Here is a 9,306-nt window from a genome sequence, read left to right as displayed (position 1 = left end):
GGCCCGGCGGTCCCGGAGTCCCGCCATGACCCTCGTCCCCGTCACCCGCGCCCTGCTGTCCGTGTCGGACAAGACCGGCCTCGTCGAGCTGGCGCAGGCGCTCGCCGGGCATGGGGTGGAGCTGGTGTCGACGGGCGGCACCGCCGCTGCGTTGCGGGCAGCCGGGCTGGCGGTGCGCGATGTGTCGGAGCTGACCGGCTTCCCCGAGATGATGGACGGCCGCGTCAAGACGCTGCACCCCAAGGTACACGGCGGCCTGCTGGCGGTGCGCGACGATCCCGCCCATGTCGCGGCGATGACGGCGCACGGGATCGGCGCGATCGACCTGGTGATCGTCAACCTCTATCCGTTCGAGGCGACGGTGGCCAAGGGCGCGGACCGGGCCGAAGTGATCGAGAACATCGATATCGGCGGCCCGTCGATGGTGCGTTCTGCGGCCAAGAACCATGCGCATGTCGCGATCGTGACCGATCCTGCGGACTATCCCGCGCTGATCGACGAGCTTGCCGGCAACGACGGTGCCACGACGCTCGAGACCCGGCGCCGGCTTGCCGCCTGTGCCTTTGCCGCCACCGCCGCCTATGACGCCGCGATTGCCGGCTGGTTCGCCGCCGTCGACCAGGAGCATGTGTTCCCGCCCGTCCGGGTGATGGCCTCACGACTTGTCACGACGCTGCGCTATGGCGAGAACCCGCACCAGCAGGCGGCGTTGTACGTGCCCGCCGGCACAGCCGCACGCGGCATCGCGCAGGCAAGCCAGATGCAGGGCAAGGCACTGAGCTACAACAACTATAACGACGCGAACGCGGCGCTGGAATTGGTCGCCGAGTTCCGCGACTCGGCCCCCACGGTCGTGATCGTCAAGCACGCCAACCCGTGCGGGGTCGCCGTCGCCGCCACGCTGGAGGAGGCGTATCGCGCCGCGCTGGCGTGCGACAGCGTCTCAGCATTCGGCGGGATCATCGCCACCAACCGGCCGCTCGATGGCGCGACGGCCGAGGCGATGTCGGCGATCTTCACCGAGGTGGTGGTGGCGCCCGATGCGGACGAGGACGCGCGCGCGGTGTTTGCCCGCAAGAAGAACCTGCGGCTGCTGCTGACCGGCGCGCTGCCCGATCCGGCGCGCGCCGGCCTGTCGACGACGATCATCGCCGGCGGCTCGCTGGTACAGCAACGCGACTTTGGTCGGGTGGCGCGCGACGCATTGCAAGTCATGACGAAGCGGCCACCGACGTCGCGCGAGCTCGACGATTGCCTGTTCGCGTGGACCGTCGCCAAGCACGTCAAGTCCAACGCGATCGTCTACGCCAGGGACGGCGCCACCGCCGGCATCGGCGCGGGCCAGATGAACCGGCTGGAGTCCGCGCGCATCGCCGCGTGGAAGGCGCGCGATGCCGCCGACAGGGCGGGATGGGCAAAGCCCCGCACGATCGGCGCGGCGGTCGCGTCGGACGCGTTCTTCCCTTTCGCCGACGGGCTGATGGCCGCGGTGGAGGCAGGCGCAACGGCGGTGATCCAGCCTGGCGGCTCGATCCGCGACGACGAGGTGATCGCCGCCGCCGACGCCGCCGGACTGGCGATGGTATTCACGGGAATGCGACACTTCAGGCACTGACGCACCGGATGTTCCACGTGGAACACCGTTGGGCTCAGTGCGCCTCTCCCCAGCTCGGGCCAGTGCCGATCTCGACGCCCAACGGCACCGTCAGCCGTACCGCGGGCTCGGCGGCGCTCGCCATGACCCGCTCGATGACCGGTCGCGCCCGCTCCACGTCCCGCTCGGGCAGTTCGAAGACCAGTTCGTCGTGGACCTGTAGGAGCATCCGTACCTCGGGCAGTTCTGCCTGTGCCAGCGCCGGCTCCATGCGGATCATCGCGCGCTTGATGATGTCGGCGCTGGTGCCCTGGATCGGCGCGTTGATCGCCGCGCGCTCGGCGCCCTGCCGTTCGTGCTGCACTTTCGACTTCAGGCGCGGGAACCAGCATTTGCGGCCGAACAGCGTCGTCGTGTGGCCGCGCTCGCGCACTCCGGCCAGCGTCTCCGCGATGTAGCGATTGATGCCGGGAAACCGGTCGAAATACGTATCGATCATCGCCTGCGCCTCGTCCGCCGACACGTCGAGCCGCCCGGCCAGTCCCCAGCGCGAGATGCCGTACAGGATGGCGAAGTTGATCGTCTTGGCGCGCGAGCGGGTGTCGCGGTCGACATGCCCGAACAGTTCCTGCGCGGTCAGCGCGTGGATGTCGTCGCCGTTCGCGAACGCGTCGCGCAGCTGCGGCACGTCGGCGATGTGCGCGGCCAGGCGCAGCTCGATCTGCGAGTAATCGGCGGACAGGATGACGTTGCCCGGATCGGCCACGAAGGCGTTGCGGATCTGGCGGCCGGTCTCCGTGCGGATCGGGATGTTCTGGAGGTTGGGCTCGGTGGACGACAGCCGGCCGGTCTGCGCGCCCGTCAGCGAGTAGCTGGTGTGGACGCGTCCGGTCTCCGCGTTGATCTCCTGCTGGAGCGCGTCGGTATAGGTGTTCTTCAGCTTGGAGAGCTGCCGCCATTCCAGCACCCTGGCGACGATCTCATGCCCCTCGCCCTTCTCGCGCGCGATGCGTTCGAGTTCGGTGACGTCGGTGGAATAGACGCCCGACTTGCCCTTGCGCCCGCCCTTCAGGCCCAGCCGCTCGAACAGCACGTCGCCGAGCTGCTTGGGGCTGCCGATCGTGAACGGTCCGCCAGCCATCTGGTGGATGACGGTCTCCAGCCCGGCGATCTGGCCGGTGAAGTCCGCCGACAGCACCGCCAGCCGGTCGCGGTCGACGCGCACGCCGCGCCGCTCCATCCGCGCGACCACCGCGACCAGCGGCCGGTCGACCATCTCGTACACCCGCGTCGATCCCTCCGCCGGCAGGCGCGCGCGGAACCGCTTCCACAGCCGGTAGGTCACGTCCGCGTCCTCGGCGGCATAGCGGGTGGCGGATCGGAGGTCGATCTCGTGGAAGCCGCGCTGCGACTTGCCGGTGCCGACCACGTCCTTGAACGCGATGCACGAGTGCGAGAGATGCGTCGCCGCCAGCTCGTCCATGCCGTGCCCGTGCAGCCCCGCGTCCAGGTCGAAGCTCATCACGATCGTGTCGTCATAGGGTGCGACCTCGACGCCGTGCCGCGCCAGCACCGTCATGTCGAACTTCAGGTTGTGGCCGATCTTGAGGACGCCCGGATCCGCCATCAACGGCCGCAGCCGGGCGAGCGCCACCTCGGGCGACAGCTGTACCGGCGTCTCGGCCAGCAGGTCGGTCCCGCCATGCGCCAGCGGCACATAGGCGGCGAGATTGGGATGCACCGCCATCGACACGCCCACCAGCGTGCAGGCCATCGAATCGGTGCCGCTCGTCTCGGTGTCGATCGCCACCCATCCCTGGTGCCGCGCGATCGCGATCCAGCGATCGAGCGCGGCCTCGTCCACCACCGTTTCATAGCCGTCGTGGTCGCAGGGCGGGTCCTCCTCCATCGGCACGCCTGCGGGCACCGCGACCGGCGCGTCGGCGACCTGGCCGAGCCGCGCGAGCAGCGTGCGAAAGCCGTGATGCTCCAGGAACGCGCGCAGCGGCGCATCGGGAATGCCCTTGAGCTCCAGTTCCTCCAGCGGCTGTTCCAGCGGCGCGTCGCACACCAGCCTGACCAGTTCGCGGCTCATCCGGGCGGCATCGGCGTGGGCGATCAGATTGTCGCGCAGCTTGCCGGGCTTCATGCCCGGCGCGGCGGCGATCACGCCCTCGACGCTGCCATGTTCCTGGATCAGCCTGGCCGCGGTCTTCGGCCCGACGCCGGGTACGCCCGGCACGTTGTCGACCGCGTCGCCCATCAGCGCCAGCACCTCGCCGAGCTTGTCGGGCGCCACGCCGAACTTCTCGACCACCGCCTCCGGCCCCAGCCGCCGGTTGTTCATCGTGTCGTACATGTCGAGACCGGGCTCGATCAGCTGCATCAGGTCCTTGTCGCTGGAGACGATCGTCACCTGCCACCCTTGCGCCAGCGCCGCCTTGGCGTAGCTCGCGATCAGGTCGTCCGCCTCCAGTCCTTCCTCCTCGATGCAGGGCAGCGAAAAGGCGCGGGTGGCGTCGCGGATCATCGGGAACTGGGGGACGAGGTCCTCGGGCGGGGGTGGGCGATGCGCCTTGTATTCGGCGTACATGTCGTTGCGGAACGTCCGGGAGGATTTGTCGAGGATGACCGCCATGTGGCTCGGGCCGTCCGCGGCGTGGACCTCATCCGCCAGCCTCCACAGCATCGCCGTATAGCCATAGACGGCGCCGACCGGCTCGCCGTGCCGATTGGTTAGCGGCGGCAGCCGGTGGTAGGCGCGGAAGATGTAGCCGGAGCCGTCGACGAGATAGAGATGGGGCATGGCCGGCCTTTAGCGGATGCCGCCGCGCCCCTCAAATCCCGCCGCACGCGAGACGGGCCGCCACGCCCATGATCCTGTGTGTCGATCAGAACTTGATCCCGACGGCGCCGCCGACGCTGCGCGGCGTGTTCGAATAGGCGGTCGGATAGCCGAGCGACTGCGTCGTGGACTGGGTGATGACATGCTCGTCGAGCAGGTTGCGGGCGAACAGCGTGAAGCTGATCCGGTCGTCCGGCAGCGTCCAGCGCAACGACGTGTTGACGATCGTATACGGCCGCTGACGCAGGAAGTTGTCCGCCTCGAAATAATAATCGCCATTGTAGTTGGCGGTCAGATTATAGTCGAGCGACCCGCGCGGCAGCGAGTGGTGATAGTCCATCGCGGCCGTACCGGAAAACTCCTGCGCGAGGACCAGGCGATTGCCGGTCGCATCGCCCGAGAAGATGACCGCCCCGCCGGTCGGCCGCGGTGTGCTGAACACGGCGCCGCGATAGTCCGTGAACCCGGTATGCTCCAGCTCGAGCCCGCCCGAAAGCCGCAGCCCTCGCACCGGTTCCGCCTCGAAATCCACGTCGAGGCCATAGAGCCTGGCCGCCGCGCCGTTGACGACCGTCTGCGCGACGCCGACGAACTGGATTACCTGAAGGTTCTTGTAGTCATAGTAGAAGGCGGCGAGATTCAGGCGCAGCCGCTTGCCGAGCAGTTCGCTCTTCACGCCAGTCTCATAGGCGGTCAGCTTCTCCGGCAGATACCCCGGACTGGGATTGATGATGTTGAAGCCGCCGCTCTTGATGCCGGTGTTGAACGAGACATAGCCGAGCACGTCATCGGTGAGCCGGTGATCGATCGCGACGCGGAAGGTCGGCTTCCTGATCGTCAGTTCGTCGTTGCGCGCGACCGTGGCGGTCGTGCCGTTGTTGCGCGTGGCGATCTGGCTGACGCTCGCCTCGCGCTTCTCGTAGGTGTATCGCGCGCCGACCGTCAGATTGGTGCGCGGCAGGAACTCGTAGGTGGCCTGCGCGAACGGCGCGACCGACTTCGTCAGTTCAGTGCCCGTCGTCTCCGAATGCGCGGTCGACGTCGGCGCCGGCGCCAGCGGCCCCCGGAAGTCTCGCACGATGGGAAGGGCGCTGTTGCGGTAATCGTACAGGTAGATGCCCGTGACCCAGTTGAACCTGTCGTTCCTGGCGGAGACCAGCTGGAACTCCTGGCTGTACATGCGATTCGGGCTGTTGGTCGTGCTGACGACGAACAACTGCCCGGGCACCGCGGCATTGTCGAACAGGAACTGGGTCTTGCCGGCACGGTATGCACTGATCGACACGATCTTCGCGAAGTCCAGGTCGTGATCGATCGTCACGCTCGCGCCGCCGCCGTGATAGGCGATGTACGAGTCCGCGCCTTGGTAGGAGTCGTATTTCGACGTGAGCGGCCCGGTGCCGGGCACCGACAACGATGTCCCCTCATAAGGCTGGAAGCTGTTCGCCAGCTGGTTGCGGTCAAGGTAATCGCCGATCACGGTGATGTCGGTACGGCTGTCCGCCTCGATCAGCACCTTGGCGCGCGCGGTGAACTCGTGGCGCAGGCGATTGGTATCGTTGCCGGTCGTGATGCTGTCGCCATAGCCGTCGCCCTGATGGGCATAGCCAAGCGCCAGGCTGGCCGCGACCTTCTGCGTCAGGCCGCCGGTGACATAGGCCCGGGTGCGGAACGTCGCGTAGCTGTCGATCTCGGCGCGTGCCTCGCCGGAAAAGCTGTGCGACGGCGCGCGCGTCGTGATCTGGATGACGCCGCCGGTGGCGTTGCGGCCGAACAGTGTGCCCTGCGGTCCCTTGAGCACCGCGACCTGCTCGACGTCGACCAGCTCGCGCAGGCCGTCGCGCTGCTGCGGAAGATAGACGCCGTCGATATAGAGAGCGACCGGATTTTCCACGACGTTGCTCGTCGTGCCGATGCCGCGAATGAAGGTCTGGGCGGCCCCCGCCGCGGTGCGGACGTTCAGGCCCGGAACGACCGCGTTGAGTTCCGTCGTGTTGTTTACGTTGCGGTTGGCGAGGTCGGTGGCCGAGGCGGCGGTGATGGCGATCGGGATCCGCTGAAGGTTCTCGGCCCGCTTCTGGGCGGTGACCACGATATCGGCGAGGCCCTGGCCACTGTCGGCGGACTGTGGCGGCGGCTGCGCGCTTGCCGGAGCCGGGGCGACCGTTCCGGCGTCCTGAGCCCTTGCGCCCTGCGATACGGCGACGGCCGCCGCGAGTGCGGTCGTGTAGAGCATCGCGCGCGATGACGGCATGTTTTCCTCCCCTACGCCCGTTTATCGGGCTGTTCGGACGCTGGTACCGGCAAACGCATTGACTGGATACAGAAGATTGGGCAGCCGTTTGCGACGCACCAACCTCCAGGTTCGCACAGGCCGTCTCGCGATCGCGGCGGCGAGCCCGGACGAAGACTCGATCGATGCCGCTGGGCGCGTCGGCGGTACTGCGAAATGGTGCGGTGGAAACAAGGGGTGGCCCGAACGTGGCGACCGTGCCGGGCATCGGCGCGGCCGGCGCCCGCCCTAGACCTTCCACCGAAAGCGTGGCAGGCCTTCGAGGCCGGAAGCGGATGCTTTACGGGATGGCAGTCGAGTGATCGTTTTGACTACAGGCGCGCCCAGATGACCGGAGTGACGCTTATCCCGCCGCGACGCTTCGGCGACGATCGCGGCTGGTTCACCGAGGTCTATTCCGTGCCGGCGTTCGACAGGCTCGGCATCTCCCGGGCATTCGTGCAGGATAATCATTCGCTGTCGGTGCCCGCCCATACGCTGCGCGGACTGCATTTCCAGGTGCCGCCGCGCGGACAGGACAAGCTGGTGCGCTGCATCCGCGGACGGATCTTCGACGTCGCCGTCGACATACGCCGCGGCTCGCCCACCTGGGGTCGCTGGGTCGGCGCCGAGCTTTCCGCCGAGAACGGGCACCAGCTGTTCATCCCCATCGGCTTCGCGCACGGTTTCGTGACGCTCGAGCCGGAATGCGAGGTGACGTACAAATGCTCGGACACCTATGCGCCCGATTGCGACGGGGGCATCCGCTGGAACAGCGTCGGCATCGACTGGCCGATGCCGGCCGGCACCGTGCCCGAGCTGAGCGCCAAGGATCAGGTCCAGCCCGCGCTGGCCGATTTCGACAGTCCGTTCGCCTATGACGGACACCCGCTCGAACCCCTCGCCTGAAGGATCGTCCATGCGCGTCTTCGTCACCGGCGGGGCCGGCTTCATCGGCTCGGCCCTTGTCCGTCACCTCATCGGGAACAGCGGGCATGAGGTGCTCAATTTCGACAAGCTGACCTATGCCGGCACGCTGTCGACCGTCCGCGAGGTATCGGGCAGCGAGCGGTATCGCTTCGTGCAGGGCGATATCTGCGACGCCGGCGCGGTGCGCGCGGTCATCGCCGGGTTCAGGCCGGACGTCGTCACGCACCTGGCGGCCGAGAGCCATGTCGATCGCTCGATCGACGGGCCGGGCGCGTTCGTGCAGACCAACGTCGTCGGCACCTTCGTGATGCTGGGCGAGGCGCTGCGCTATTGGCAGGGTCTGGATGACGGGGCGAGGGCGGCCTTCCGCTTCCACCATATATCGACCGACGAGGTCTATGGCACGCTGGGGGAGACGGGGCTGTTTACCGAGGACACGCCCTATGATCCGCGCTCGCCCTATTCGGCGTCCAAGGCGGGATCGGACCATCTCGTCAGCGCCTGGGGGCATACCTATGGCCTGCCCGTGCTCGTCACCAACTGCTCCAACAACTATGGCCCGTACCATTTCCCCGAGAAGCTGGTGCCGCTGATGATCGCCAAGGCGCTCGATGGCGAGCCGCTGCCCGTGTACGGCAAGGGCGACCAGGTGCGCGACTGGCTGTTCGTCGAGGACCATGTCCGCGCGCTGCAGGCGGTGTTCGAGCGCGGGGAAGTCGGCCGGACGTACAACGTCGGCGGGTTCAACGAGAAACGGAACATCGAGGTGGTGCACGCGATCTGCGCGATCCTCGATCGCCTGCGGCCCCGCGTCGACGGCCGCTCCTATGCCGGACAGATCGCGTCGGTCGCGGATCGGCCCGGCCACGACCGGCGCTATGCGATCGACGCGAGCCGCATCAACGCGGAACTCGGCTGGTACCCGCAGGAAACCTTCGAGACCGGGATCGAGAAGACGGTCGCCTGGTACGTCTCCCACGAGGACTGGTGGCGACCGCTGGTCGCGGGCAGGGCGTCCGAGCGGCGCGGGATCGCGGCCTGATGTCGCGGGCCTCGCCGGTCGACGCCGTCTCCATCGATCCGGGGACACCGATGACGCGCACCATCCTCGTCACCGGCGCCGGCGGCCAGGTCGGCGTCGAGCTTGCCCGCGCCGCCTGGCCCGAAGGATGGCAGGCGGTCGCTGTCGACCGGAGCGCGCTCGACCTTCGCGACACCGCGGCGATCGCGCGGACCGTCGCGGCCGGGCATCGCGGACAGCCCTTCGCCGCGGTCATCAACGCCGCCGCCTATACGGCCGTCGACAGGGCGGAGTCCGACCAGGTCGCGGCCTGGGCGGTCAACGCGCTGGCGCCGGCCGCGTTCGGCGAGGCTTGCGCGCGAGGCGACATCCCGATCGTCCAGGTGTCGACCGACTATGTCTTCGCCGGCGACAAGGACGGCGAGTGGGAGCCCGCCGACCCGGTCGCGCCGCTCGGCGTGTACGGCGCCTCCAAGCTCGGCGGCGAGCTCGCGGTGCGGACCTCGGGCGCGCGCCATGCGATCGTGCGGACGGCCTGGGTGGTGTCGGCGCACGGCAACAACTTTGTGAAGACCATGCTGCGCGTGGGCGGCGAGCGCGGCGCGCTGCGGGTGGTGGACGACCAGCGCGGCAGCCCGACGAGC

The 9,306-nt window shown here is 68.3% G+C and carries 6 protein-coding genes; 4 read left to right on the top strand and 2 right to left on the bottom strand.

All coding sequences use genetic code 11. The annotated features are described in order from the left end of the window. The first annotated feature begins 25 nt into the window (after positions 1–25). A complete protein-coding gene (gene purH / locus HUV01_RS08225; protein WP_174297810.1) occupies positions 26–1,615 on the top strand; it encodes a bifunctional phosphoribosylaminoimidazolecarboxamide formyltransferase/IMP cyclohydrolase in 1,590 nt (529 codons plus the stop codon). 34 nt (positions 1,616–1,649) lie between these two features. Here purH and polA read toward each other — a convergent pair whose 3' ends face one another. Next, on the bottom strand, positions 1,650–4,400 hold the full coding sequence (polA, locus tag HUV01_RS08220; protein ID WP_174297809.1) for a DNA polymerase I: 2,751 nt from the start codon (positions 4,398–4,400) through the stop codon (positions 1,650–1,652). An 85-nt stretch (positions 4,401–4,485) separates the two neighbouring features. Then, on the bottom strand, positions 4,486–6,693 hold the full coding sequence (locus tag HUV01_RS08215) for a TonB-dependent receptor (RefSeq protein ID WP_174297808.1): 2,208 nt from the start codon (positions 6,691–6,693) through the stop codon (positions 4,486–4,488). Between the two features lie 366 nt (positions 6,694–7,059). On the opposite strand from HUV01_RS08215, the gene rfbC reads away from it, so the two are divergent. From rfbC to HUV01_RS08200, 3 genes are all read left to right on the top strand, one after another. Continuing rightward, complete coding sequence (gene rfbC, locus HUV01_RS08210) at positions 7,060–7,620, top strand: dTDP-4-dehydrorhamnose 3,5-epimerase (protein ID WP_174297807.1); 561 nt, start codon at positions 7,060–7,062, stop codon at positions 7,618–7,620. Positions 7,621–7,630: 10 nt separating this feature from the next. Beyond that, the gene (rfbB, locus tag HUV01_RS08205) at positions 7,631–8,683 is read left to right on the top strand and encodes a dTDP-glucose 4,6-dehydratase (RefSeq protein WP_174297806.1); all 1,053 of its coding nucleotides are present in this window, start codon (positions 7,631–7,633) and stop codon (positions 8,681–8,683) included. Positions 8,684–8,733: 50 nt separating this feature from the next. Further along, a partial coding sequence (locus HUV01_RS08200) for an SDR family oxidoreductase (RefSeq protein ID WP_254606502.1) occupies positions 8,734–9,306 on the top strand: 573 nt, incomplete at its 3' end.

The organism is Sphingomonas bacterium (assembly GCF_903643035.1).
Taxonomy (GTDB): Bacteria; Pseudomonadota; Alphaproteobacteria; order Sphingomonadales; family Sphingomonadaceae; genus Sphingomonas.
Note: the sequence above shows the minus strand (reverse complement) of the source record. Positions and strands in the feature narration are given on the sequence as shown.